The 25600-nt window shown below is 69.4% G+C and carries 19 protein-coding genes; 17 read left to right on the forward strand and 2 right to left on the reverse strand.

Features of this window, described 5'->3' with window-relative positions; genetic code table 11:
• Position 1: 1 nt before the first annotated feature.
• The 11 genes from SSMG_RS42345 to SSMG_RS13030 all read left to right on the forward strand — a co-directional run bounded on the left by SSMG_RS42345 (position 2) and on the right by SSMG_RS13030 (position 10913).
• Entirely contained in the window at positions 2-316 is a 315-nt protein-coding gene (locus SSMG_RS42345; protein ID WP_050788165.1) for a hypothetical protein, read from the forward strand.
• Between the two features lie 851 nt (positions 317-1167).
• Positions 1168-1959: a YqcI/YcgG family protein gene (locus SSMG_RS12985; protein ID WP_009076379.1), complete on the forward strand. Its 792-nt coding sequence runs from the start codon at positions 1168-1170 to the stop codon at positions 1957-1959.
• A gap of 13 nt (positions 1960-1972) precedes the next feature.
• Positions 1973-2791 (forward strand): arginase family protein, encoded by an 819-nt coding sequence (locus tag SSMG_RS12990; RefSeq protein WP_037713525.1) that lies wholly within the window; start codon positions 1973-1975, stop codon positions 2789-2791.
• Between the two features lie 31 nt (positions 2792-2822).
• Positions 2823-3683, forward strand: coding sequence for a diaminopimelate epimerase (gene dapF / locus SSMG_RS12995; RefSeq protein WP_009076383.1), 861 nt, complete (start codon positions 2823-2825; stop codon positions 3681-3683).
• Positions 3658-4620: a cysteine synthase A gene (gene cysK / locus SSMG_RS13000; RefSeq protein WP_009076385.1), complete on the forward strand. Its 963-nt coding sequence runs from the start codon at positions 3658-3660 to the stop codon at positions 4618-4620. Before dapF ends, cysK begins: the two co-directional genes overlap by 26 nt.
• A gap of 23 nt (positions 4621-4643) precedes the next feature.
• Positions 4644-5744, forward strand: a complete 1101-nt coding sequence (locus tag SSMG_RS13005) for a homoserine O-acetyltransferase (RefSeq protein WP_009076387.1) — start codon at positions 4644-4646, stop codon at positions 5742-5744.
• A gap of 29 nt (positions 5745-5773) precedes the next feature.
• Positions 5774-6511, forward strand: a complete 738-nt coding sequence (locus SSMG_RS13010; RefSeq protein WP_009076389.1) for an SDR family oxidoreductase — start codon at positions 5774-5776, stop codon at positions 6509-6511.
• 31 nt (positions 6512-6542) lie between these two features.
• Positions 6543-7442 (forward strand): RimK family alpha-L-glutamate ligase, encoded by a 900-nt coding sequence (locus tag SSMG_RS13015; protein WP_009076391.1) that lies wholly within the window; start codon positions 6543-6545, stop codon positions 7440-7442.
• Between the two features lie 37 nt (positions 7443-7479).
• A complete protein-coding gene (locus SSMG_RS13020) occupies positions 7480-8328 on the forward strand; it encodes an aminodeoxychorismate lyase (RefSeq protein WP_009076393.1) in 849 nt (282 codons plus the stop codon).
• A gap of 553 nt (positions 8329-8881) precedes the next feature.
• On the forward strand, positions 8882-10084 hold the full coding sequence (locus tag SSMG_RS13025; protein WP_050788166.1) for an MFS transporter: 1203 nt from the start codon (positions 8882-8884) through the stop codon (positions 10082-10084).
• A gap of 322 nt (positions 10085-10406) precedes the next feature.
• Positions 10407-10913 (forward strand): flavodoxin domain-containing protein, encoded by a 507-nt coding sequence (locus tag SSMG_RS13030; protein ID WP_009076399.1) that lies wholly within the window; start codon positions 10407-10409, stop codon positions 10911-10913.
• A gap of 4 nt (positions 10914-10917) precedes the next feature.
• Here SSMG_RS13030 and SSMG_RS13035 read toward each other — a convergent pair whose 3' ends face one another.
• Positions 10918-11487, reverse strand: a complete 570-nt coding sequence (locus tag SSMG_RS13035; RefSeq protein WP_009076401.1) for a TetR/AcrR family transcriptional regulator — start codon at positions 11485-11487, stop codon at positions 10918-10920.
• Positions 11488-11558: 71 nt separating this feature from the next.
• Between SSMG_RS13035 and SSMG_RS13040 the strand changes: the two genes are divergently transcribed.
• The 6 genes from SSMG_RS13040 (at position 11559) to SSMG_RS13065 (ending at position 19954) form a co-directional block, all read left to right on the forward strand.
• The gene (locus tag SSMG_RS13040; RefSeq protein ID WP_037717070.1) at positions 11559-11951 is read left to right on the forward strand and encodes a nuclear transport factor 2 family protein; all 393 of its coding nucleotides are present in this window, start codon (positions 11559-11561) and stop codon (positions 11949-11951) included.
• 93 nt (positions 11952-12044) lie between these two features.
• Entirely contained in the window at positions 12045-13337 is a 1293-nt protein-coding gene (locus SSMG_RS13045) for an MFS transporter (protein WP_009076403.1), read from the forward strand.
• A gap of 693 nt (positions 13338-14030) precedes the next feature.
• Positions 14031-14615 carry a hypothetical protein gene (locus SSMG_RS46110; RefSeq protein WP_199785893.1) on the forward strand — a complete coding sequence of 195 codons (585 nt, stop codon included), beginning with the start codon at positions 14031-14033 and terminating at the stop codon, positions 14613-14615.
• Positions 14615-15001, forward strand: a complete 387-nt coding sequence (locus SSMG_RS43385) for a PadR family transcriptional regulator (protein ID WP_234392822.1) — start codon at positions 14615-14617, stop codon at positions 14999-15001. The genes SSMG_RS46110 and SSMG_RS43385 overlap by 1 nt, the downstream gene beginning before the upstream one ends.
• Before the next feature lie 127 nt (positions 15002-15128).
• A complete protein-coding gene (dnaE, locus tag SSMG_RS13060) occupies positions 15129-18653 on the forward strand; it encodes a DNA polymerase III subunit alpha (RefSeq protein ID WP_009076409.1) in 3525 nt (1174 codons plus the stop codon).
• Positions 18654-18802: 149 nt separating this feature from the next.
• Positions 18803-19954 carry an IS481 family transposase gene (locus SSMG_RS13065; RefSeq protein ID WP_037713211.1) on the forward strand — a complete coding sequence of 384 codons (1152 nt, stop codon included), beginning with the start codon at positions 18803-18805 and terminating at the stop codon, positions 19952-19954.
• Between the two features lie 70 nt (positions 19955-20024).
• Here SSMG_RS13065 and SSMG_RS13070 read toward each other — a convergent pair whose 3' ends face one another.
• Entirely contained in the window at positions 20025-25487 is a 5463-nt protein-coding gene (locus SSMG_RS13070) for a biotin carboxylase N-terminal domain-containing protein (protein ID WP_037713532.1), read from the reverse strand.
• Between the last annotated feature and the right edge of the window lie 113 nt (positions 25488-25600).

The raw sequence follows: 25600 nt of genomic DNA on the forward strand, positions 1-25600 counted from the left end.
CTTGAGCGCGTCCGCAGCCGCGCCGGGGTCGAAGGTACGCGGGGGTGGCGGCGGCTTCGGCCGCGAGAGCTTGTTCAAGCACCGGGAGACCGGTCGGGGAGCCAGCGGCGAGTCCGTTCAGTGTTTCTCGCCGCTGCGCCGGGTCGAGCAGCAGCGCGATTTCCCGGATCAGGTCCGCGGGCTCGTCGGCGACGTGGACGTAGCTGAGGCTGCGGTTGTGCTGGTCCAGCAGGCCGGACGCTGCACGGGCCCGCACGGCAAATCCCTGTCCGGCCAGCCAGTCGAGCACCGGGCGCAGCGAGGCCGTCCGGTTTGACCAGGAGAAGGGCGTGCCGGCGCAGGATCTCCGGGGCCCGGTCGCCGAGAAATCGGGCGGTGTCACGAGCGCCTTCCCGGAAATAGGTTTCGCGCCGGACCAGGTTGCCCGCCGCGCGGAGTTCAGCCGCCGCGTGAAGCACCGATGAGCAGTTCGCCAAGAAATTCCGAACGTTTTCGGCGCGGAACGCCCGCGTACCGAATGTCTACTGTGGACATAGGCGTTTTGTCCGCAGCGACAGCCGGTTTCAGTGGTCCGGACCAGTGGTCGCAAGCGATATCGCAAGCCCGTACTCGCGGATTCCGCCGGATGTCGCAGGCGAATTGGTCGGTTCCGGCGCTTGTCTCGACACATTCCGTGTTATTTCGGGAATTCGCGTAGAATGTTGTTCACCCGGATGGTCGCTGCGCGGGTTTGCCGGGCTCCATAGAGTCTGTGGGGCAGCCCTGGTCCAGTGGGGGAACAACGCCAGCGGCTCCGCGTCGCGGCTCTCGCACACCGCCGCGCCGGGACGGACGGGTGCGGGTGAGCCCCGGACGCGCCGCCGGCGGCACCGGACCGATCGGCTGCGCGAACACCCCGTAATCGCAGAAACCAATCGGCACGCCGCGCCCCGAGCGGCGTGCTTCCGAGCACGAGCACGACCACGCGCGCCACCGTCCGCAGCGGCCGGCGGCGCACCCGTGCCCGGACGATCGACGCCGCACCGGGGCGGCCGTCGACCGGCCGGAATCCGTTCAGCGGGATCGCCGGAGAAACTCCTGCTCGACCGACATCCGCGCGACCGCGGCCCGGCCGGACGGCGGAAAGGACCACGTATCCCGAGGAAGAATATTCCCGGAGGGCCGGAAATGCATCGACTGCTCGAATCCCGCAGCACGACCCTGATCACCCAGCAGGAGGCCGAAACGTCCGGAAACGACTGGCGCGCCCGCGCCTTCCGCGACGTCGAGTCCAAGCTCACCGACCGCGATTTCCCTTGCGTGTTCTCGAGAAACGCGTTCCGGAAGAGGCTGCTGCTGTTCGCCTTCGCCGAGGACGCCGGACCGGACGCGATCGCGAAGCTCGGCGCGGAACTCGCCGATTACGTCGAGCTTTCCCGGAATTGGAACGGTCATCTCGACACCGCGTACCCGTTGCTGATCGTGTTCTCGCCCGCGGCCGTGTCCGCCGGGTCGGTCGCCGGGTACCAGGCGTTCGGCTGGAAGGTGATCCAGAAGCTGCACCACGTCGACCCGGCCCCGTGGCCGGAGAACGTCGGCACCGACCCCGGCGAAAGCTCGTGGTCCATGTGCTTCAACGGAATGCCGTTGTTCTTCAACATGAGCAGCCCCGCGCACGAGGTCCGGCGCAGCCGCAACCTCGGCGAGCATTTCGTGCTCGTGGTCAACCCGCGCGAGCGGTTCGACGCGGTCGCGGGCGACACCCCGAGCGGCCGCAAGGTCCGCAGCAACATCCGGGCGAGGATCGACCGCTACGACGGCGCCCCGCGCGCCCGCCAGCTCGGCTCCTACGGCGTCGCCGGGCTCGAATGGTGGCAGTACGGCCTGCCCGAGGAAGACGTCGACCGCACCGACACCTGCCCGTTTTCCTTCCGGGCAGCCGAAATCGCGCAGCCGGACGGGGCAGCCGCCCCTATCTGATCGGAGACAGGCGATGATGGAAGTGATCGTTTCCCAAGGCCGCATCGGCGACCGCGGCGCGGGAATGATCGAGGGCGCGGCTCGCACGGCGCGGGCGCTGGAAGAGCGGTACGGCGCCGAACCGCGGTACGTCGGCACGCCCGCCGGTCCGGAGGACGACGACTGGCCGGCCAGCCTCCGCGCGGCCGAGAGGACGCTTTCCGGTCTGGCGCAAGCGGTTTCGGCGAGCGTCGCGGCCGGACGGCGGACGGTGCTCGCGGCCAACACCTGTTCGGCCAGCCTGGCGACGCTGCCCGCAGCCGTTCGGGCGTACCCGGACTGCGCGGTGCTGTGGATCGACGCGCACGGCGATTTCCACACCCCGGACACCACGGAATCGGGCTATCTGGGCGGAATGGCGCTCTCCGGCGCGTGCGGCCTGTGGGACAGCGGGCAAGGGGCCGGCGTCGACCCCAGCCGGGTCGTCCTGGTCGGCGCGCGCGATATCGACGCGCCCGAACGCGAGCTGCTGGACAAGGCGGGCGTCCGGATCCTCGCCCCGGCGGACGTCACCGGCGAGCGGGTCGCGGCGGCGGTCGGCGGCGCGCGGGTCTGGGTGCACATCGACTGGGACGTGCTCGAACCGGGCACCGTCCCGGCCGATTACCACGTGCCGGACGGCCTGCTGCCCGCCAAGATCCGCGAGATCCTCGAAGCCGTCCCGGCCGCGGACGTCCTCGGCTTGGAACTGGCCGAATTCGCCGCGACCGGCGACGAAAGCACCGACGCCCGCGCGACAGAGTCCATTGTGGACATGATCGCGCCGGTGTTCGCGACCGCGGCGGTGCGATGAACGAGCGCACGACGACCGGAAGGCGGCGCGGGTGAGCCCTACGCTTGCGTTCACCAAAATGCACGGGTGCGGCAACGATTTCGTCGTACTCGACCTGCGGGACGCGCCCGCGCCGTCGCCGGACCTGTGCCGGGCGCTCGCCGACCGGCACACCGGCGTCGGCTGCGACCTGATCCTCGGGATCCGGCCGCCGCGCAGCACCACCGCGGTCGCGGCGTTCGAGATCTGGACCGGAGAAGGCGAAAGCTCGCTGCAGTGCGGCAACGGCGCCCGCTGCGTCGCCTCCTGGCTCGTCCGGGCCGGGCTCGCGCGTCCGCCGTCGTTCGAAATCGACAGTCCGAGCGGCACGCATCCGGTGAAAGTGCTGGGAGACAACGAGTTCAGCATCGGGCTGACCGTTCCCCGGTTCGCTCCCGAGGAGATCCCGCTGACCGGCTTCGCGGGCCGGGACGGCTGGTACGAGGCGGTGCTGGCGGACGGGACTTCCGTCCGCTTCGCCGCGGCCTCCACCGGCAACCCGCACGCGGTGCTCGAGGTCGACGACGTCGGCGGCGGCTCGGTGGCGCGGCTCGGCCCGGCCGTGCGGGCGCTGCCCGGGCTGCCGCCGACGGTCAACGTCGGGTTCGCCGAGGTCGTCGCGCGCGACCGGATCCGGTTGCGGGTCCACGAGTTCGGCGCGGGCGAGACGCTCGCCTGCGGGAGCGGGGCGTGCGCCGCCGCCGCGGTGCTGATCCGGGCCGGGCGGCTCGGCCGGGACGTCGCGGTCGAGGTGCCCGGCGGCGAGCTGCGGGTCGGCTGGCCGTCCGAGGAGGAGCCGATCGTCCTGGCCGGTCCGGCCGTCACTGTGTACGAAGGAGGTTTCCGTCATGCCGCTGTACTCCAGCATTCTTGACGCGATCGGCCGCACGCCGATCGTGCGGCTGAACCGGATGGCGCCCGGGCACGTCTCGGTGTACGTCAAGGTCGAATCGTTCAACCCGGGCGGTTCGGTGAAGGACCGGCTGGCGCTCGCCATCGTTCTCGACGCCGAGGCGCGGGGAGCGCTCAAGCCCGGCGACACGATCGTGGAGTGCACGTCCGGGAACGTCGGCATCGCGCTGGCGATGGTGGCGGCCGCGCGCGGGTACCAGTTCGTCGCGGTTCTCGGCGACACGTACTCGGTGGAGCGGCGCAAGCTGATCCGCGCGTACGGCGGCAAGGTGCTGCTGTTCCCCGGACACCTCGGCAGCCTCGGCGGCAACCGGATCGCCGACGAACTGGCCGAGAAGCACGGCTGGTTCCGCGCCCGCCAGTTCGAGAACCCGGCGAACCCCGCGTACCACCGGGAGACCACGGCCGCGGAGATCCTGTCCGACTTCGCCGGGAAACGGCTGGACACGTTCGTCACCGGATTCGGCACGAGCGGCACCATCACCGGTGTCGGGCAGATGCTCAAGCTCGCCCGCCCGGACGTGCGGACCGTCGTGCTGGAGCCGGAAAAGGCGGCCGTGCTGGCCGGACAGTCCTGGAATCTGCACCAGCTGCAGGGCCTGGCTCCGAACTTCGTTCCCGGCGTCATGGACCGCACCGTGATCGACGAGCTGGTGACGATCGACGACGAGCTGGCCAGGGACACCGCGCGCCGCCTCGCCGCCGAGGAGGGGATCTTCGCCGGCATGTCCGCGGGCGCGACCCTCGCCGCCGCCCTGCGCGAAGCGGAGAACTCGCCCGAGGGCGCGGTGCTGCTCGCGATGCTGCCCGACACCGGCGAACGGTATCTGTCCAGCTTCTGGTTCGAAGGGATCAGCGACGGTTCGGACGACGAATGGCTGGCCTCGCTCGGCGAGTGACGCACGACCACTGGGGACGCCTGATGCACGAGTTCATTCCTCCGGCCACGCGGTTCGCGCGGCTGCCGGAGAGCTTCGCGATGAAACGCGGCGGCGTGCTGCACGGCGCGCGGGTCGCCTACGAGACCTTCGGGCAGCCGTCCCGAGCCGGGGACAACGTGGTGCTGCTGCTCACCGGGCTCTCGCCGAACGCGCACGCCGCGTCCAGTCCGGAGGACCCGAGCCCGGGCTGGTGGGAGTCGATGGTCGGGCCGGGCAAGCCGATCGACACCGGCCAGTGGCACGTGGTCTGCGTGAACTCGCTCGGCGGCTGCCACGGATCGACCGGGCCCGCTTCGACGGATCCGGCGACCGGGCAGCCGTACCGGCTCGGGTTTCCCGAACTGTCCATTGAGGACATCGCGGACGCGGCGGCGCATACGGTGCGGCACCTGGGTTTCGAGCGGCTGGCGTGCGTCGTCGGCGCGTCGATGGGAGGGATGAGCGCGCTGGCGTTGCTGGCCCGGCATCCGGAGCTGGCGCGCAGCCACGTCAGCATCTCCGCGGCGGCGCAGTCGCTGCCGTACTCGATCGCGATCCGTTCCCTGCAACGGGAAGCGATCCGGTCCGATCCACTGTGGAACGACGGCCGCTACGTTCCGGAGCGCTACCCGGAACGCGGAATGCTGACCGCGCGCAAGATCGGCATGACCACGTACCGGTCGGCTCAGGAATGGGAACGCCGGTTCGGCCGCGAAAGATCCGGGCCAGGGGAGACCGGGTTCGGACCGGAGTTCGCCGTCGAGTTCTACCTGGACCATCACGCGCGCCGCTTCGTGCGCCGGTTCGATCCCAACAGCTACCTCTATCTCAGCCGCAGCATGGACTGGTTCGACCTCGGCGAACTGTGCGGCGGCACCGCCGAGGCGCTGGCGGCGCTGCGGGTCGACCAGGCGCTCGTGATCGGCACACAGACCGACGTCCTGTTCCCGCTGCACCAGCAGCGGGAGATCGCCGACGGACTGCGGGCGGGCGGCGCGGACGTGGAGTTCCTCGCGCTGGAGTCCGATCTCGGCCACGACGCGTTCCTGGCGGACCTCGACAGTTTCGGTCCGCCGGTGGCGAAATTCCTGTCCACCCTGTGACCGCCGCACCGAGAAGAGAGCGAGACGATGTGGAGAGCACCATCGCGCTGGTCACCGGCGCCAACCGCGGCATCGGGTTCGAGATCGTGCGCCAGCTCGCCGAACGCCGCGTCCGCGTGGTGCTCAGCGGGCGGGACGAAGCGGCGGTCGAGACGGCCGCGGCGGGATTGCGCGACGCGGGCCTCGCCGTCGAGGGGCTTCAGCTCGACGTGACGGACGCGAAGAGCATCGAGGCTGCCGCGGCGGAGCTGGAAACCCGCTACGGAAAGCTCGACATCCTGGTCAACAACGCGGCCGTGCGGATCGAGAAGTACGGCAAACGGCCGTCGCAGCAGACGCTGGCCGAATGGCGGGAAACCTTCGACACCAACCTGTTCGGCCTGGTCGAGACGACGCTGGCGCTGCTGCCGCTGATCCGGAAGTCGGCGGCCGGGCGGATCGTCAACGTGTCGAGCCTGCTCGGGTCGCTGACCCTGCACAGCGATCCCGAGTCCTACACCTACAGCGACACCTTCAAGGCGCTTCCGGCTTACAGCGCCACGAAAAGCGCGGTGAATTCGTGGAGCGTGCACCTGGCGTACGAACTGCGGGACACGCCGATCAAGGTCAACTCGGCCCACCCCGGCTACACGAGAACCGGAATGAACGACGGGGCCGGCGACCAGGAGCCGCCCGACGGCGCCGTGACCAGCGTCGAACTCGCCCTGCTCGACGAGCACGGCCCGACCGGCAGCTACGTGCACGCCGGGAAGGTCCTGCCGTGGTGACCCGCACCGTCCCGATCGGGGGAACTGCTCGATGACCACTGTCGCACTCGTGACCGACCGCGTCAGCCTGCCCATCGACTACGACATGCCGCTGCTGCGCGAGGCCTGCACGAAAGTCGGTCTCGACACCGAGGTCTGCCAATGGGAGGACCCTGAGGTCGACTGGGCGCGGTTCGACGCGGTCGTGCTGCGCTCGCCGTGGAACTACGTCGACCAGTTGCCGGACTTCCTGGCGTGGTGCCAACGGGTCGAAGAGGCGACGCTCCTGCTCAACCCGCTCGCGGTCGCCAGGTGGGCGCTGGACAAGTCCTATCTGGCGGATCTGGCCGCGCTCGGCGTCCCGGTCGTGCCGAGCCGGTTCGCTTCGTCGGGGGACGATCCCGACGTCGTGGTGCGGGAAGTGCTGGACAAGCATCGCGACGCGATGGAAATCGTCGTGAAGCCGGGAATCGGCGCGTATTCGCGCAATGTCCGCCGCTTCCCCCGGCCGGCGGCTTCCGAGGCCGCCGCGCATCTGTCGAAGCTGTTCGGCGAGGGCGGGCACGCGCTCCTCCAGCCGTATCTCGAGTCGGTCGACCGGAACGGCGAAACGAACCTGATCTACTTCGACCGGCAGTACAGCCACGCGATCCGCAAGGCCGCGATGCTGCTGCCGGACGGAACCGTGCACGTTCCGACGCTCGACTTCCGCACCCCGCGCGTCGCCGACGAGGACGAACGCGCGGTCGCCTCGGCCGCCCTCGACGCCGCCGCGAGCCATCTGGGCCTGGACCGTCCGCTGCTGTACGGCCGGGTCGACCTGGTCCGCGACGACCGGGGACAGCCTCGGGTGCTGGAACTCGACATCTGCGAACCGTCTCTCAACCTGCCGTTCGGCGACGGCAGCGCGCTGCGGTTCGCCACCGTTCTCGCCGAGCGGGTCGGGGCCTGATCCTCCCGTTCGGCCTCCGTGACGAAAGGATTGCGACGTGCGTGTTCTTGGCTACCTGGACGGCACCGTAGCCGACCCGGACGATCCCCAGATCAAGGTCGCCGACTTGGGCTTGCTCCGCGGGGACGGTGTGTTCGAGACCGTCCTGATCGAGGACGGCGAACCGAGGGAACTGGACCTGCACCTGGACCGCCTCGCCCGTTCGGCGCGGATGATGGAACTGCCCGAGCCGGACGACGCGCAGTGGGAACGGGCCATCCGCGCGGTGGTCGACGCCTGGCCCGACGACAGCGAAATCGCGATGAAGCTCATCTACACCAGGGGACTGGACAGCGAACCCGATTCCCCTCCGACCGCCTTCGCGCTCGGCCTCGAAATCAGCCCGAGAATGCTGCGCGAACGCACCGAGGGGATCGCCGCGATCACCCTGGAACGCGGCATCGAACCCGGTCTGGCCGAACGCGCGCCGTGGCTGCTGCTGGGCGCCAAGACGCTGTCCTACGCGGTCAACATGGCCGCCCTGCGCGAGGCGGACCGCCGCGGCGCGTCGGACGTCATCTTCACCGCGACCGACGGTTCGGTGCTGGAAGGCCCGACGGTTTCGGTGGTGCTCGTGCGCGACCGGACCCTGTACACGCCGCCGCCGATCATCGGCATCCTCCCCGGGACGACGCAGGCCGCGGTCTACCGGGGAGCCGAACGGGCCGGTTTCACGGCGAAGATCGAGAGGCTGACCGTGGACGATCTCTTCACCGGGGACGGGGTTTTCGTCGCGTCGTCGGTCCGGAAACTGACGCGCGTGCACACCCTGGACGGCAAGCACCTGCCCGACTCGACCGAATTGCACCGCGAATTGAGCGCGGCCTACGAATCCGTGTACCGGTAAGGCTCGGGTACCGGTAAGGCTGTTGCCGACCTGGCTCGCGACGGGGCAAGATCGGAAGCGGTGATTCCGCCCGTCCCGCCGCCTGCGTTTTCGGTGGGCGGGCTGGAATATTCCGGCTGATCCGGCGGTGCGCCGGGGAGGGGGCCTGATGAGCGGTTCTGCGGGCGGGTTCCGGCGTACGGGGCGGACATGACCTCGCGGCGGGGTGGCCGGTCCGGTCGTTGTCGGGCCGGTGCGGTGGTCGGCTGGGGCGTTTACCGCGTGGGGCTCGGTTCCGGGGTCGGTCCTGGCTCGCGAATCGCGTCTGCCGGGCTTGTCGGTGCGGAGGTTGTGGCAGGACCATTCGCCTCGCTGTGGGGGCGGCCGAGCGGGGGAGGGCGCTGCGGTTTGAGCCGAGTGTGGCCTTTCGGCCTTGGCGAATTCCCTTGGGTGCCGGTGTCGACTGGCACGGAGGCTGTCGCATGACCGCCCTGCGTCCTGAGCCGATCCCCGCCAGCAACCGCGTTCCGCAAACCGCTCTCTGGCCCTCAGCACGACTAGCGGAGGTTGCCGCATGACCGCTCGCCCCGGCCCCGCCGCTCCCGCCTCTGAACGGGCGACTCCGCTGCGCCCCGCGCTCATCCTGATCGGCGTCCTGCTGATCGCGACGAACCTGCGTGCCGCCATCACCAGCCTCGGCCCCATCCTCAGCCTCGTCCAAGCCGACCAGGGGCTTTCCTCCGTCGCCGCCTCGGTGCTGGTCAGCGTGCCGCTCATCGCGTTCGCCGTATGCTCGCCGATCGCGCCCAAGGTCGCCGCGAAGCTGGGGCTCGAGCGGGCGCTCGGCGCGGCGGTGCTGCTGCTCGCGATCGGCATTCTGCTGCGCTCCACCCCGCCGCAGGTGCTGCTGTGGGTCGGCACCGCGCTGCTCGGGGTTGCCATCGCGATCCTGAACGTCCTGCTTCCGGCGCTCGTCAAACGTGATTTTCCCACCCGGATCGGGCCGATCACCGGGACGTACACCGCGGTCCAGTCCGGGGTCGCCGCGATCGCCGCCGGGGTCGCGGTTCCGCTGGCCGGGCAGCAAGCGGGCGGGTGGCGGTTGTCGCTGGGGGTGTGGGCCGGGCTCGCGCTCGTTGCGCTCGGGGTTTTCCTGCCGCAGTTGCGTCGTTCCGCTGCCGCGCCTGCCCTCGCGCGGACGACCGGTGCTGCGCGGCCGTGGACTAGCGCGCTGGCTTGGCAGGTCACCATTTTCATGGGGCTGCAGTCGCTTGCCTTCTATGTGCTGGTGACCTGGCTGTCGTCGATCGAGCACGCGGCCGGGATCAGTTCCGTGACCGCTGGGTTCCATCAGTTGTTGTTCAATCTTTCCGGACTTGCTGGCAGCTTGGTGTGCTCCGCGCTCATTCATCGGCTGCCGGATCAGCGGGTGGTCGCGATTGCCGGGTCGTTGCTGTTGACGACCGCGTTGACTGGGCTTTTGGCGGCGCCTGGGGCCGCGGTGTTGTGGGCGGTGATGGCCGGGTTCGCGGGCGGGACGACGTTGGCGTTGGCGTTGTCGCTGTTTGGATTGCGTACCAAGGATTATGCCGACGCTGGGGCGTTGTCCGGGATGGCACAGTCGGCCGGGTACACGCTTGCTGCGGTGGGGCCGGTTGTTATTGGGGCGGTGCATGATGTTGCTTCGTCTTGGACGCCTGCGCTTGGGGTGTTGATTGGGCTTGCGTTGGTGCAGACGGTTTTTGGGGGGTTGGCTTCTCGTCCTCGGACGTTGTGACGGCTCGTCGCCCTGGCGGGCGACATTGCTTTTGGTGGGTTGCGTGGGGCACCCCGAATTTTCATTGTGCTGACGGGCAGCGGGTGCTTGTCAAGGCGGGAAAGATGCCTTGACAAGCACCCACCGCCCGCAGGGAGGCTTCGTATCGGGGTTGGGGGAGGGGCTGGGTGCCCCCGGTGGTTGGGTGCGTCGGCGGCGGTTTGGTTGGTGCCTCGGTGGTTGGGTGCATCGGCTGCGGTTTGTTGGGTCTGGCTGTCGTTGGGGTGGCGGGCCGCGGTTGGTGGAGCGGGCGCGAGTCGCTGCTGGGGTGGACAATGAGGGCATGATCAACGTCCTCGTCGCGTATGCGGGCAAGCATGGCGGCACTCGCGAGATCGCCGAAGTCGTCGGCGAGGAGTTGCGTGCTGCCGAGTTTGTGGTGGACGTGCGGGATGCGGGCGAGGTCGACAGCGTCACGGAGTACGGGGCGGTGGTGGTGGGCAGCGCCCTTTACTACGCGCGGTGGCGGCCTGAGGCGGTGCGGTTGCTGGAACGCCACACCGAAGCGCTGCGGGAGCGCCCCGTTTGGCTGTTCCACAGTGGACCGTGTGGTCCGGGGGCGAATATCACCCGGGTGAGTCTCCCCGCGCGGGTGACGTTGCTGGCCGCCGCGATTGATGCGGGGCGTACGGAGACGTTTGGCGGGCGGCTTGATCCGGCGCTGGCCGACGGGGTGCTGGAGAAGCTGATGGCACGCGGCAGCCGGGCCGGGGATTTTCGCGACTGGGAGCGGATTCGGGCTTGGGCACGGGACATCGGGCGTCGGGTGCAGTCGCGCGTCGCGATTTGAGGCGTCAGGACGCGCCTAGTACTCGCAGCACCGTGGCGGACAGTTCTTTTTCGGCTTCAACCGGGGAAAGTCGTCCGGCGTCAGCCTCGGTCGCGGCGGCGTGGCCTAGTTGGATGATCACCGTGACCAGCCAGTCCGACGGCGGCTGACGGTCGAACTCGCCGGCGTGTTGCCCGCGTTCGACGATCCTTCGCAAGCGGTCGGCGACTGGCTCGTGTTGCTCGCGTCCCTCCTCTGCGGAGGTTGCCGTCGAGGAGAACCGGCGCAGCAGCATCGGATAGCGCGCGGACGCTCGGCGCGCGGCGGCGAGTACCCGCAGGATCGCGTCCGCGGCTGGGCCGGTGTCCGGGCCCGCGGCGTCCATCGCGTCGACGGCTTCCTCGGTGAGCCGGTCGAGCACCGCCGCCAGAAGCCGTTCACGGGACGGGAAATGGGCGTACACGGTCTGGCGGGTGACGCCCGCCGCCGTGGCGATGCCTTCGACGCTCGCGTCCGGATCTGCTTCCAGCACGTCGAGCGCCGCGTCGAGGATCGCGGCACGGCTGCGTTGGGCGTCAGCGCGGAGTTTTGCCATCTCTTACACCTTGTCAAACTTGGCCTCACCGGATATCTTACAGTGTGTCAGAGTTCATCTGGGAGGGGTTCATGGACACGCTCGAACGCACAGATCCGAAGGAATTCATCGCACGCTTCTTCACGTCGTTCACCGACGATCTGGTGCGCACCGACGAGGACGCGGCGACGGTGGTCGACCGCTATCACACGCCCGACGTCGTGCAGATCGCCGACGGGGTCCGGATCGACCGCGAACGGCTGGTCGCGCATTGCCGTCCGGTGCGGAAAAACCGGCCGGAGAGCCGGATCGAAGTTCACGAGGCGATGGCCGACGGGGATCGCCTCGCCGCGCGGTACACGCTGCACGTTCGCCAGCGAGGAAAGGAGCTCGAGATCGAAGTGTCATTCTTCGGACAGTTCACCGAGGACGGCCGGATGCGCGAGGCGCACCTGCTGACTCGCTCGGCGAAAGCGCCCGAGTAACCCGATTTCTCCGCTTTTGCTTGGTATGTCAGGGATGCGCTGAGTCCACATGCGACTCTTGCCTCGCCGCCGCACCGGGTGTAGACCAAGCCGGTGACCGAAAACGCAGCCGGGGGCAAGGAAAAACGCAAGCTCAACGCCGATCAGCGGAACTCGTTCCTCGCCGCGTGGCTCGGCTGGAGCATGGACGCGTTCGACTATTTCCTGGTCGTGTTCGTGCTCACGGACATCGCCAAGGACAAATCGTTCGGGGCCACGGCCACCCAGCTGGCGTTCATCACCACCGCGACGCTCGTCATGCGCCCGGTCGGCGCGCTGCTGTTCGGGCTGTGGGCGGACCGGTCCGGCCGACGGATCCCGCTGATGGCCGACGTCCTGCTGTACTCGCTGGCGGGGGTGTTGTGTGCGGTCGCGCCGAACTTCACCGTGCTGCTGATCCTGCGGTTCGTCTACGGCATCGGCATGGGCGGTGAATGGGGCCTGGGCGCGGCGCTCGCGATGGAGAAAATCCCGGTGGAGCGGCGCGGGTTCTTCTCGGGACTGCTGCAAGCGGGTTACTCGGCCGGATACCTGCTGGCCGCGCTGGCGTATCTGCTGTTCCACACCGCGCTCGGCCTGGAGTGGCGGTGGATCTTCGTGCTGAGCATCTTCCCGGCGCTGATCAGCCTGCTGATCCGGGCGCGGGTCAAGGAATCGGAGGTGTGGGAGGCCGCGCAGGAGAAGATGCGCGTCACGCGAACGTCGGTCAAGGACGTCCTGTTCAACCCGAAGGTCCTGCGCCGGTTCGGGTACCTCGTGCTGCTGATGACCGCGTTCAACTGGATGTCGCACGGCACGCAAGACATTTACCCGAGCTTCCTGAAGGCGACCGACCACGGCGGGGCCGGCCTGAGCGCGGCGACCAGCACGTGGATCGCCGTGCTGTACAACGTCGGCGCGATCATCGGCGGCCTGGTCTTCGGCTCGCTGTCGGAACGCTTCGGCCGCCGGATGACGATCGTCGGCGCCGCGGTGCTGGGCCTGCCGATCATCCCGATCTTCGCCGTCGACCACGGAGCCGGAATGCTCGCGCTCGGCTCGTTCCTGATGCAGGTCATGGTGCAGGGCGCGTGGGGCGTCATCCCCGCCCACCTCACGGAAATGTCCCCCGACGCGATCCGCGGCTTCTTCCCCGGCGTCACCTACCAGCTCGGCAACCTGCTGGCCGCACTGAACCTGCCGCTCCAGCAGGGCATCGCGCAGTCACAGGGCTACACCGCCGCGCTGCTGTGGACAGTGATCCCGGTGCTCATCGCGGTCGCCGTGCTGACCTCGCTGGGCAAGGAAGCGAAATCCATCCGCTTCGGCGGCGAAGGCGCGACCACCGCCCCAGCCGGAACCTCCTGACCTTTCCGCCCGCCGGGTTCGAGCAGCCTTGCCGTCGAACACTCGCCGATATATCGTGGGCATATCGGCGATCGTTCGACGAAGGAGGACTCATGACACCCACCGCAGGCGGAGAACACCTGTTCCGAGGCTTCGGCGGCCCGGAACGCTTCGAGGGGCACGGGATGCCGTTCGGCTTCGGCCGGCCTGGACCAGTTCGCCCTGGGGACGAGGGCCGAGCGAGGCCGGACGCGCCCGGCGAGGGGAGAGGGCGACATCCGGGCGGACCGGGGGAAGGGCACGGGTGGCCTTGGGAAGGCGGTCCGGGCGAGGGGCACGGACGTCCGGCCGGGTACGGCGACCTGGAGGCCTGGTTCGGACGCGGCTGGGCGGGCTTGTTCGGCGGGCGAGGCCTGGGCTTCGGCCAGCACGCCGTGTTCGGCGGACCCGGGGCCAGGTTCGGCCAGTCCGGGCTCTTCGGCGCACCGGGAGTCGCGTTCGGCTGGCCTGATCATCTGGGCCGCCCTGGGGGCGAGCCGGGCGATCACCATGGCGGGCCGGGCGAAGCGGGGGAGCATCATGCGCACCCCGGCCAGCCGGGAGGGCCAGGGGAGCAGCACGCGCTCCCGGGAGAACAGGGCGAGTGTTCCGGCGACCTGGGCGGATCAGGGGACCACGGCGCGCTCCCGGGCCATCCTGACGAGCATTCCGGCGATGCGGGTCATCCGGGCGAGCACCCTGGCCACCTGGGTCATCCGGGCGGGCATCCAGCGCACCTGGGCCACGTGGGTCATCCGGGCGGGCATCCAGGGCATCCAGGCCCCCTGGGCCACCTGGGACATTTGGGCGAGCATCCAGGGCACTCGGACCATCTGGGACATTTGGGCGGGCATTCAGACCACCTGGGCGACCTGGGACATTTGGGTGGGCATCCAGGGCGCCCGGGCGACCTGGAGCATCTGGGTGGGCATCCAGGGCATCCGGGCGACCAGGGACATCCGGATGAGCACCCCGGTCACCCGGGCCACCCCGGTGGAGCCTGGGACGGCATCTTCTTCGAGGCCCGCGGCGGCTTCCCTCCCGTGCCTCCCGGTCCTCCTGGGCCGCCCGGGCCGCCGCATCGGCCGGGGTTTCCCGGGTTTCCTGGTTTCCCCGGTTTTCCCGGCGGGCCGGGAGGGCCCGGCGGACCAGGAGGGTTCTTCGGCGGGCCACCCCGCGGTGGACGAGGCCCAGCCCGTCCGGTGCGGCCGGCGGTGCTTGCTCTCCTGGCCGAGGAGCCTCGCCACGGATACCAGCTGATGCAGGAGATCCGCCGCCGGACGAATGACGAGTGGCGGCCCAGCCCGGGGTCCATTTATCCGATCCTGCAGCAACTCGAGGATGAAGGCCTGGTCCGCACGGCGGAGGAGGGCGGACGCCGCGTCGCGCATCTCACTGAGGCGGGGCGGGAGCACGTCGCGGGGCGCGAGGAGGAGTTCGCGGCGCTTTGGGAGTCTTCGGCTCGCGAGGAGCCGGGCGCGGACCGGTTTGCGGCGCTGTATCAGCAGATTGGCGAGCTGGCCGGGGCGGCGGCGCAGGTCGCGCACACCGGCAGCGAGGCGCAATGCGCCGAGGCGCGAAAGGTGCTTCGCGAAGCCCGGCGCAAGCTGTACGCGTTGCTCGCGGACGACGACTCCGACGAATAAAACCCGCCGGTTGGCGAGTCCATTGTGGACTTGCCAACCGGCGGTACCTCGGGGCACAACCGGAGGTGGTCCGAGCGCGCGTGTCGGTTGTTGGACGCCAGCGCGGTGCGGCGGGTCCAATGCGGCCATGCCATCGTTTGTCCACCTGCACGTCCACACTGAGTATTCGATGCTGGACGGTGCGGCGAAGATCGGCCCGTTGTTCGCGGAGGCGGCCCGGTTGGGGATGCCCGCGGTGGGGATGACTGATCACGGGAACATGTACGGCGGGGACGAGTTTTTCCAGACGTCGAAGAAGCACGGGATCAAGCCGATCATCGGGATCGAGGCGTACGTCGCGCCGGAAAGCCGGTTTCACAAGAAGCCGGTGTTCTGGGGGCAGGCGTCGCAGCGGGGGTCGGACGAGTTCGGCGAGGGCGGGGACGTTTCGGGCGGCGGTGCGTACACGCACATGACGATGGTCGCGGGGAACGCGACGGGGTTGCGGAATCTGTTCAAGCTGTCGTCGCTGGCGTCGATCCAGGGCTATTACCGGAAGCCGCGGATGGACCGGGAGCTGATCGCGGAGAACGCGGAGGGGATCATCGCGACGACGGGGTGTCCGTCGGGCGAGGTGCAGACGCGCCTGCGGCTGGGGCAGCGGGAGGCGGCGATCCAGGCGGCCTCGGATTACAAGGACATTTTCGGCGCGGGGAATTTCTATCTGGAGCTGATGGACCACGGGCTGCCGATCGAGCGGTCGGTGCGGGAGGGTCTGCTGGAGATCGGGAAGCTGCTGGACCTGCCGCCGCTGGCCACCAACGATTCGCATTACGTGACGAAGGACCAGGCGGACACGCACTCGGCGTTGTTGTGCGTGCAGGCGGGGAAGACGCTGAACGATCCGACGCGGTTCAAGTTCGACGGGGACGGTTATTTCCTGAAGTCGGCGCAGGAGATGCGGGAGTACTGGGACAAGGAGGTCCCGGGCGCGGCGGACAACACGCTGCTGATCGCCGAGCGGGTGGAGTCGTATGAGGACGTGTACGCGCACAAGGACCGGATGCCGGTCTTCGACGTCCCCGAGGGCCACACCGAAGCCACCTGGCTGCACCATGAAGTGATGTCCGGGCTTGAGCATCGGCTGCCGGACGGAGTGCCCGACGAATACCGCGAGCGCGCTGAGTACGAACTCGAAGTCATTGTGGAGAAAGGCTTCCCCGGGTACTTCCTCATCACGGCTGACCTCATGACGCACGCCCGCGAGGCCGGGATCCGAGTGGGGCCGGGACGAGGGTCGGCGGCGGGATCGCTGGTCGCGTACGCGCTTCGCATCACTAACCTCGACCCGATCCGGCACGGTCTGCTGTTCGAGCGGTTCCTGAATCCGGAACGAGTGTCCATGCCGGACATCGACATGGACTTCGACGACCGCCGCCGCGGCGAGATGATCCGGTACGCCACCGAGAAATACGGCTCCGATCGGATCGCGCAGGTGATCACCTTCGGCACGATCAAGACCAAGGCGGCGATCAAGGACTCCGCGCGAGTCCACTTCGGACAACCCGGTTATGCGATCGCGGACCGGATTTCCAAGGCCTTGCCGCCGCCGGTGGCCGCCAAGGACATTCCGCTGTCGGGAATCGTGGACGCCAAGCATGAGCGTTACGCGGAAGCGGCCGAGGTCCGTGCCCTGGTGGAGACCGATGAAGAGTGCAAGACGATCTTCGAGACTGCTCGCGGTCTGGAGGGGTTGATCCGCAACGCGGGCGTGCATGCTTGCGCGGTGATCATGTCCAGTGAACCCCTGCTGAACGCGATTCCGTTGTGGCGAAGGGATGACGGCTCGATCATCACCGGCTGGGACTATCCGTCGTGCGAGGCCATCGGCCTGCTCAAGATGGACTTCCTCGGCCTGCGCAACCTGACCGTCATCGGCGACGCGATCGACAACATCCAGGCCAACCGCGGCGAGGACATCGATCTCGACCGGCTGGCCATCGACGATCCCGAAACCTTCGCCCTGCTGGTCCGCGGCGATAGCCTCGGGGTGTTCCAATTGGACGGTGGCGCGATGCGAGACCTGTTGCGCCGCATGCGCCCCACTGGGTTCGAGGACATCGTGGCCGTCAACGCGCTCTACCGGCCGGGTCCGATGGCGATGAACACGCACAACAACTACGCCGACCGCAAGAACAAGCGGCAAGCCATCGAACCCATCCATCCGGAACTGGAAGAACCGCTGCGCGAGATCCTCGCCGAAACGCACGGCCTGGTGGTGTACCAGGAACAGATCATGCAGATCGCGCAGAAGGTCGCCGGGTACTCGATGGGCCGCGCGGACGTGCTGCGCCGCGCGATGGGCAAGAAGAAAAAGGAAGTCCTGGAAAAGGAATTCGAGGGCTTCCGTGCCGGGATGATCGACAACGGCTTCTCCGCTGAGGCCGTGCAAGCGTTGTGGGACACGATCCTGCCGTTCGCCGGGTACGCGTTCAACAAGTCGCACGCCGCCGGGTACGCGCTGGTCGGCTATTGGACGGCCTATCTGAAGGCGAACTACACCGCGGAGTACATGGCCGCGCTGCTCACGTCGGTGGGCGACAACAAGGACAAGTCGGCGATCTACCTGTCGGAGTGCCGCCGGCTGGGGATCAAGGTGCTGCCGCCGGACGTGAACGAGTCGGCGCTGCGGTTCGCGGCCGTCGGGAACGACATCCGCTTCGGTCTGGGCGCGGTGCGCAACGTGGGCGCGAACGTGGTGGAGTCGATCATCAAGACGCGCGAGGAGAAGGGCAAGTACTCCTCGTTCACCGATTTCCTGGACAAATCGGAATTGGTGGCCTGCAACAAGCGGGTGATCGAATCGCTGATCAAGGCGGGCGCGTTCGACTCCATGGGCCACACCCGGCTGTCGATGATCCAGGTGCACGAGGACGCGGTGGAAGCCGTCGTGCCGCTCAAGCGCCAGGAAGCGATGGGCCAGTTCGACCTCTTCGGCGGAGAAAGCGAAGAACCGGCGTCTTCTCCGCTGGCGCACGTGAAGTTCACTGCCGAGGAGTGGCCGCGCAAGCAGTTGCTGGCGCAGGAACGGGACATGCTCGGCCTCTACGTTTCCGCCCATCCGCTGGACGGCGCCGAGGGCGTTCTCCGCAAACACGCACCCCGCCCGATCGCGGCGATCATCGACAACCCGCCGAAGGAAGGAGAACTCGTCGTCGCGGGATTGATCACTTCGCTGGAGCGGCGGGTCAACAAAAAGGGCGAACCGTGGGCGATCTGCACGGTCGAGGATTTGGACGCGTCGCTTGAGGTGCTGTTCTTCGCCAAATCGTACGCGTTGTGCGCGGCGGATCTGGTGGAGGACAACGCGGTGCTGGTGAAAGGCCGGGTGAACTGGCGTGAGGACAAGATGTCGGTCTTCGGGGCGGACCTGGCGCCGCTGGACCTGACGGAACTCGGGGAAGCTCCGCTGGTGCTGCACACGCGAGCGGAGAAGGTCACGCTGCCGGTGGTGCTGGAACTCAAGCAGGCTTTGCTGGCACACCAAGGGAATACACCGGTGCACCTGCACGTGGGGGAGCAGCGGTACGCGCTGGACGGGTACTCGGTGAAGGTGACCCCGGCGCTGCTGGGCGAGGTGAAGACAATCCGGGGGATCACGGTGGCCTCGTGAGTGCTGGCGCCGGTTCTAACCGGCTGTCTGAGTTCAGGACATCGTGAACAGGTGATGTTTCAGGACATCGTGGACACTGACCGGCCTGTCGGTCTGGTCGCCACGGCTGCTGTGGTGATCATGCGGCGATGGGCAGAGCAGGGTTTTCGATGGATCCTGAGTTCGTCGCCGCGGTCGCTGGCGCCGCCGCGGGCGAAGACGTCAACATCGCGCGGTTCTGCCGCGAGCACGGTGTGTCCCGGACGGTGTTCCACAAGTACCTGAACCGGTTCCGGGCCGAGGGCGCCGACGGGTTCACCCGCCGCAGCACCGCCCCGCACCGCCGCCCGACCGCGCTCGGGACGGAGGTGGCGGAGGCGGTGCTGCGTGCCCGCAAGGAACTCGCCGACGAAGGGCTCGACAACGGGCCGATCTCGATCCGCTGGCGGCTGGAAGCCCAGGGCGCCGCTGCGGTGCCGTCGCAGTCGGCGGTCTACCGGATCCTGCGCGCCCACGGGCAGATCGTCCCGCAGCCGCGCAAGAAACCCCGGACGCGGCGCCGGTTCGAATACGCCGACCCCAACGGCTGCTGGCAGATCGACGGCATGGAGCACCACCTGGCCGACGGGACGAAGGTCTGCATCATCCAGATCCTCGACGACCACTCCCGCCTCGACGTCGGCGCCTACGCGGCGACCGGCGAGACCACCGCCGCCACCTGGGCCGCCCTGCAACACGCCTTCGCCGGACACGGCCTGCCCGTGGCGCTGCTGTCGGACAACGGGCTCGCCTTCTCGGGCAAACACCGCGGCCGCATGGTCGAACTCGAACGCCGCCTCGCCGCCCTCGGGATAACCGCGATCGCCGCCGCCCCGCACCACCCGCAAACCTGCGGCAAGAACGAACGCAGCCATCAGACCCTGCAGAAATGGCTCGCCGCCCGACCGGCCGCCGGCACACTCGCCCAGCTGCAGGAACTGCTCGACGAATACCGGACGATCTACAACCACCGCCGCCACCAAAGCCTCAACGGCGACACGCCCCGGCAGCGCTACGACGCCCGGCCCAAAGCCGTCCCCGCCACCGGGCCGCGCCGGCCCAGCGGCCTCGCCACCCGGCCCGTCTCGGCCACCGGCGTCATCGCGTTCTCCGGATGCTCCATCGTCCTGGGACGCCGATGGGCCGGACACACCGCCAGCGTCTACTGGCAAGGCGACCGCGTCACCGTCATGATCAACGACACGATCGCCCGCCAGCTCACCCTGGACCGATCAGTACGCTACCAACGCCTCGCCAACCAAAAACTGCCCACAAAGTCCTGAAACACATCTGTTCACGAAGTCCTGAAACATGGCAGCCGGTTCTAACCGGCGCCAGCACTCACGAGAACCTTCAGCGCTTAAGCCCGTGCTCGATCGCCTCGATGATCCGCGGGCGGAGCTGCGCCGTGCTCACGATCGCGTCCACCGACCCGACCTCGACAGCGCGCTGGATGCTGTGCACCCGGTCGAACTCCGACGCCACTTCACCGAGCTTTTCCGCCCGCACCGAGGACGTGACCTCAGCCAGCTCAGCCGCACAAGCGGCCCGCTCGGCCCCGCTCAGCTCGCCCAGCCGCTTCTGCAGCTCAGCCACCCGCGGGTCGTTCGCCGTCCGGGTCTTGACCTCGCCCGCGAACACCACCGCGGCCGCCGGGGCGCCGCCCAGCACCGAGGCGAACGAACCCTCCAGCGCCAGCACCGTCATGTTCGGGTTCAGCGCCTTCGAGAACACCACGAACGCGCCGCCGTGGTAGCGCGAGATCACCGTGAACACGATCGGGCCCTCGAAGTTCACGATCGCGCGGCCGATCTCGGCCCCGTACTCCAGCTGCAGCTTCTTCATCGACTCCGGGGAGCCGTCGAAGCCGGACAGGTTCGCCAGCACCACCAGCGGACGGTTGCCGCTGGCCGCGTTGATCGCGCGGGCCGCCTTCTTCGACGACTTCGGGAACAGCGTGCCCGCGGTGAACGTGTCCGGGCCGTCGGTGGGCGGGAAGCCGCGGCGGGGCACAGAACGCGATTCGATGCCCAGCAGGCACACCGGGTGGCCGCCGATGTGCACGTCCTGCACCGCGGCGGTGTCCGCGTCCGCCATGCCCGCCCAGCGTTCCAGCACCGGGTGGTCCTGGTCGGACAGCGCGCGCATCACCGTGCGGATGTCGAACGGCTTCTTGCGGTCCGGGTTGTGCTCGGCCGAGAAGATCTGGCCCACCGTGGTGAAGTCGCTGCCGACGACGGCGTGCGGGTAGTCCGACACGTCGCGGGTCGCCGGGTCGGCGGTGACCGCCTGGCGCGGGCCCGCTTCGCCCGGCACGACGTAGGTGTGCGCGTAGTGCGCCATCAGCACGTCGCGCGCCCCGGCGAGGTTCGGCGCCCAGTACTGCGCCTGCCCGTTCGGGCCCATGACGCGGTCGTAGCCGCCGATGCCGAAGTTGTCCTCGGCCGACACGCCGCCGGAGAAGTCCAGGGACTGCTTGCCGGTGAGCACCATCGCCGAATCCGGCGTCATCACCAGGATGCCCTTGGTGTGCATGAGCATCGTGGCCTCGGCGTTCCAGTACGGCTGCGCGCCCACGGTGATCCCGGCGACCACGATGTTGATCTCGCCGCCGTCCTGGGTGAACTCCACGATCCGCTTCAGCGCGGCCGCGACCCAGTCCATGTTCTCGGTGCCGGACTCCATCGAGATCCGCGCGCCGGACGACAGCGCGAACCATTCGACCGGGACCCGCAGCTCCTGCGCCAGGTTCAGCGCCGCGATCACCCGCGTGCACTCCGGTTCGGCCAGCGCGCCGAGCGACTTCGTCGGGTCGCCCAGCAGCACCACGCGCTTGACGCCCTCGGGCACCAGGTCGGTCGGCGTGCTGACCACGCCGGCCACGAGCCCGGCCTTGTTCTGCCCGCGCGGCCGCTCGACCGGCACCAGCGCGCCGGTGTCGTCGAGGTCGTGCTCCACGAAGGACCCGCCGCCGGCCAGCAGGTCGGTCAGCTCGTACGGGTACACCGTGTCGCGGCGTGCCGCGCGCAGCACCTTCTGCCGGTAGTCGTCCAGCGGCTGCACCGGTTCGGTGCTCGGGGCCTCGACCGTCAGCCGCACGCCCGCGCCGACCTCGTTGCGGACCGTCACCGCGATGTCGGTCAGCTCGCCGGTCTCGGCGTTGCGCTGCCGGGCGAGGAACTGGATCTCCTCGAGGCCCGCACCCGCGGTCGTGGGCAGGATGCGGCGGGCGAGCAGGTTCAGCTCGTCCATCGTCAGGTCGCTCGGCGGCCACACGTAGATGACGATCCGGTTGGTGTCGAACCGGTTCTTCGCCGGACGCCGCGCCTGCGCGTTGCGGACCGCGTCGAGGCACGCGTTGAGCGTGTCCTCGGCCGAGGGCAGCGACACGAGCCTGCCGTCCGCCTCGCGCAGCGGCGTCAGGTCGCGGACCTGCGCCATCGCGATCAGCCGCTCGTCGGCCGGGTTCGCCTTCGCGGTGCCGGTGAACAGGTACACCTCTTCGTCCGCCGACGGCAGCCGCGTGAGGTCGAATTCCTGCAGCCGCTCCAGCTGCAGCCGTTCGGCGACGCGCGGGTGCAGCCCGCGGATCACGCGGTCCTCGGCGAAGCCGGATTCGGTGCGGCGGAAGGTGAAGTGGTGGTGCATCACCGCGCCGCCGCCCCCGGCGACCGTGGTGACGACCCGGTCGACGTCCGCCGGAAGCGGTTGCGCCGCCACGATTTCGCCCAGCTTCGCCGCCATCGCGTCGCTGTCGGGCTGGTCCGTCCACTTGAGATAGACGTCCGCGGCGACCGGGACCCCGGCGCCGGCGGACAGCTCGGCCACCGCGCGCATCGCGTCCGGCAGCTGCGGGAAGTCGACCGCGGTGGTGACCACGCGCGCCGGTTCGGGGTGCTCCGCGGTGACGAACGAGCAGCCCGCGACCTCGCGCACGCGCACGTCGGTGAGCGCCTTGTTGCCGTAGTAGCGCCGGGTCAGCACCTCGAGCATCGGGGCCGGGTCCGCGCCCGGCCGCCCGATCCGCTGGCCGAGCAGCCGCACCAAGGGCTCGTTGCTCGACACCATGCCCGAGATCCGCTCGGCGCGGTCGGGCGCGTCCGGGTTGCGGTCGAGGTAGCGCAGGTGACCGCGGATCTCGGCGTACACCTCGGCGCGGGCCCGGCGCAGCATCGGCTGCGCGAACCAGCGGAACACCACGCCGCGCGCGAGGTCGCTGACCGCCGGGAACCGCAGCTGCGTGGCGGCGACCAGGTGCTCCAGCGCGAGCCCGGCCGTCTCGCGCAGCTCGGCCGACGGCGGGGCCTCGGCGAGCCACTGGCGCAGCAGCGCGGACACGATCGCACTGTCGCTCGAAGCCCGTTGCTGGGCAAGGAAAATCCGGAAGACCGCCTCTTCGAGCTCCGGCGTGCGCTCCAGGTCGCCGACGCCGTAGTGGCCGAGCACGCGGCGCAGCCTGCCCTGGAATTTCTCCGGCAGCCCGGCGCGCTCGACGTCGAGGCTCTGCAGGTACGTGTGGAAGTACTCGCGGGCGCTGTGCACCGGGCTCGACGCGCTGAGGTCGTCGTCGGCCGGCTTGTTCCGGCTCAGCTCGGACAGGTCGGCGAACACGTCCAGCAGTTCGAGTTCGCCCTCCAGCGGACGCGCCGGCAGCTCCGCGCGCGCCGCCAGGTAGCCGCTGAGCACGCGGCCCTGGTCGTGCGGGTCGACGTCGAACCCGAGCAGCAGGCTGCGCAGATCCTGCCTGCCGCGCTCGACCCGGTCGGCCGCGCTCGTGCCGTCCGGCTCGCCGGGCAGGTCGATCTCGGCGGTCTCGGCCTCCGCGGCCGTCTCGTCCTCGGTCCCGTCGGCCAGCGGTTCGAGACGCAGCAGCGCCGCTCCGGTCTCCACCTGGCTCCCGATCGACACCGGGAGTTCCTTGACCCGGGCCCGGAACGGCGCGCGCAGCACCGTCTCCATCTTCATGCTTTCCAGCACGAGGACCGGCGCGCCGGATTCGACCTCGTCGTCCACCGCGACCGGCGTGGCGACCACCAGCGCGGGCGCGGGGGAGCGGACGACGCCGCCCTCGTCGCGGCTGATCCGGTGCGTGACGCCGTCGACCTCGACCAGGTGGATCGGCCCGTGCGTGCCGGTGACGAGCCGGAACCGCGTGCCGTTGACGGTGATCTGCCCGCTGTACTCGTCGAACCGCTCGAGCTCGACATCGGCCGGGTGCACGTCGCCGCCGCCGCTGACGCCGACCCGGAACCGCTTCGGCCCGGTGCGCGCGACCGTGACGCGGTAGGACGCGCCGCGCAGTTTCAGGTCCAGCGGACGGATTTCGTGGCGCACCTGCGGACGGCCGCCGAACGCGGTGGACAGCAGGCGCTGCCGGGCGACCTCCTCGTCGTCCTCGTAGGCCTCGATCGCCGCCGCGGCGAGCGCGACCGCGGAATGCCGCGTGGTGACGAGACGGCCTTCGGCGCGGACGCGGTCGATCCAGCCGGTGTCCGCGCTGGCGTCGATCACCTCCGGCTGGTCGAGCAGGTCGAGCACGAAGCTCTTGTTGGTGGCGCCGCCCTCGATGAGCACGGATGTCTCGGCCATCGCCCGGCGCAGCCGCGCGAGCGCCTGGTCGCGGTCGCGGCCGTAGGCGATGATCTTGGCGATCATCGAGTCGAAGTCGGCGGGGATCGTGTCGCCCTCGCTGACCCCGGTGTCGACCCGGATGCCGGGGCCGGCGGGCAGCAGCAGCCGCGCGATGCGGCCGGGGGACGGCGCGAAGTCGCGGTCCGGGTCCTCGGCGTTGAGCCGCGCTTCGACGGCGTGCCCGGACTCTTCGGGCTGCGCGCCCTCGAGCTTGCCGCCGGACGCGACGTGCAGCTGCAGCCGCACCAGGTCGGTGCCGGTGGTGATCTCGGTGATCGGGTGTTCGACCTGGAGCCGGGTGTTGACCTCGAGGAAGGCGAACATCCGGTCGCCGGGGTGGTAGAGGAATTCGACGGTGCACGCGCCGCGGTAGCCGACCGCGACCGCGAGCCGCTCGGCCGACGCCTTCAGCTCGGCGGTCTGGTCCGCGCCGAGCACCGGCGACGCGGACTCCTCGATGATCTTCTGGTTGCGCCGCTGCACCGAGCAGTCGCGGACGCCGAGCGCCCACGCAGTCTCGCCGTCGGAGATCACCTGGACCTCGACGTGCCGCGCGCCGGTGACCAGGCGTTCCAGGAACACGACGCCGCTGCCGAACGCGCGCAGCGCTTCCTGGCTGGTGCGCTCGTAGGCCTCGGTGAGGTCGCCCGCCGACTCGACCTTGCGGATGCCGCGCCCGCCGCCGCCCGCGGTGGCCTTGAGCATCAGCGGGTAGCCGATCTTGTCGCCCGCCGCGAGGGCTTCCTCGAGCGTCGCGACCTCGCCGCCGCTCCACGGAGCGACCGGGACGCCGACCTCCTCGGCGATCAGCTTCGCGCCGATCTTGTCGCCGAGCTTGCGCATCGCGTCCGCGCTCGGGCCGACGAAGGCGACGCCGATCTTCTCGCACAGCTCGGCGAACGCCGGGTCCTCGGCGACGAAGCCCCAGCCGACCCACGCCGCGTCGGCCTTGGTTTCGACCAGCGCCTTCTCCAGTTTGGCGAGGTCGAGGTAGGGCCGCGCGGAGGCGGGGCCGAGCGAATAGGCGACGTCGGCTTCGCGGACGAAAGTCGCGGTGGCGTCCGCGTCCGTGTAGAGCGCGACCGTCTCGATCCGTCGCCCGGTCTCGGCGGACAAGTCCCGGACGGCGTGGATCAGCCGCATCGCGGCCTCTCCGCGGTTGACGATGGCGACGCGATTGAACACGGACAAAGCCTCCCAGCGAACCTGACAGCACCACGCACAGCAGGCGACGCCGGACCCGCCGGAACGTCGCCTGTCTTCGTCGTACACATTGCTCCCTTACCGCCGGGTACACC

Source organism: Streptomyces sp. AA4 (assembly GCF_000158875.1).
GTDB lineage: Bacteria > Actinomycetota > Actinomycetes > Mycobacteriales > Pseudonocardiaceae > Amycolatopsis.